This is a genomic window from Pustulibacterium marinum (assembly GCF_900116665.1).
Classification (GTDB): domain Bacteria; phylum Bacteroidota; class Bacteroidia; order Flavobacteriales; family Flavobacteriaceae; genus Pustulibacterium; species Pustulibacterium marinum.
The window spans coordinates 1-1,280 of the sequence record NZ_FPBK01000031.1; the positions used below are offsets into that span (position 1 = coordinate 1).

General features: G+C 45.6%; 1 rRNA gene. It reads right to left on the reverse strand.

Annotated elements, in window-relative coordinates:
• Positions 1-1,121: ribosomal RNA gene (locus BM383_RS18700) — 16S ribosomal RNA — on the reverse strand; the annotation flags it as partial.
• Between the last annotated feature and the right edge of the window lie 159 nt (positions 1,122-1,280).

The following is a 1,280-nucleotide window of genomic DNA, read 5'->3' on the forward strand; positions in this document are numbered from 1 at the left end:
AACATGCTGGTAACTAACGGCAGGGGTTGCGCTCGTTATAGGACTTAACCTGACACCTCACGGCACGAGCTGACGACAACCATGCAGCACCTTGTAATCTGTCCGAAGAAAAAACCATCTCTGGTCCTGTCAGACTACATTTAAGCCCTGGTAAGGTTCCTCGCGTATCATCGAATTAAACCACATGCTCCACCGCTTGTGCGGGCCCCCGTCAATTCCTTTGAGTTTCATTCTTGCGAACGTACTCCCCAGGTGGGATACTTATCACTTTCGCTTAGCCACTCAATCCGAAGACCGAACAGCTAGTATCCATCGTTTACGGCGTGGACTACCAGGGTATCTAATCCTGTTCGCTCCCCACGCTTTCGTCCATCAGCGTCAATGATGTGTTAGTGATCTGCCTTCGCAATCGGTATTCTATGTAATATCTATGCATTTCACCGCTACACTACATATTCTAACCACTTCACACATATTCAAGACCTACAGTATCAAAGGCAATTTTACCGTTGAGCGGCAAACTTTCACCCCTGACTTATAGACCCGCCTACGGACCCTTTAAACCCAATGATTCCGGATAACGCTTGGATCCTCCGTATTACCGCGGCTGCTGGCACGGAGTTAGCCGATCCTTATTCGTATGGTACCGTCATCAAGTTACACGTAACTCTTATTCTTCCCATACAAAAGCAGTTTACAACCCATAGGGCAGTCTTCCTGCACGCGGCATGGCTGGTTCAGTCTTCCGACCATTGACCAATATTCCTCACTGCTGCCTCCCGTAGGAGTCTGGTCCGTGTCTCAGTACCAGTGTGGGGGATCTCCCTCTCAGGACCCCTACCTATCGTAGTCATGGTGCGCCGTTACCACACCATCTAACTAATAGGACGCATGCTCATCTTATACCGCCGAAACTTTAATTACTAAATAATGCTACTCAGTAATACTATGAGATATTAATCCAAATTTCTCTGGGCTATCCCTCTGTATAAGGTAGATTGCATACGCGTTACGCACCCGTGCGCCGGTCTCAAAATAGCAAGCTATTTCTACCCCTCGACTTGCATGTGTTAGGCCTGCCGCTAGCGTTCATCCTGAGCCAGGATCAAACTCTTCATCGTTAAATCTTAAATAATTTTTAACTATATGAAGCGCATAAACTCTTTATACTCAAAATGGATTTGCTTAAATCTTTGATTTTAAATCTCTTTAAAATCGTGCTGTTAACAATATTTTCAATGAACTTGATTTCTTTATCTTTACCTTCTCTCCGAAAGCGG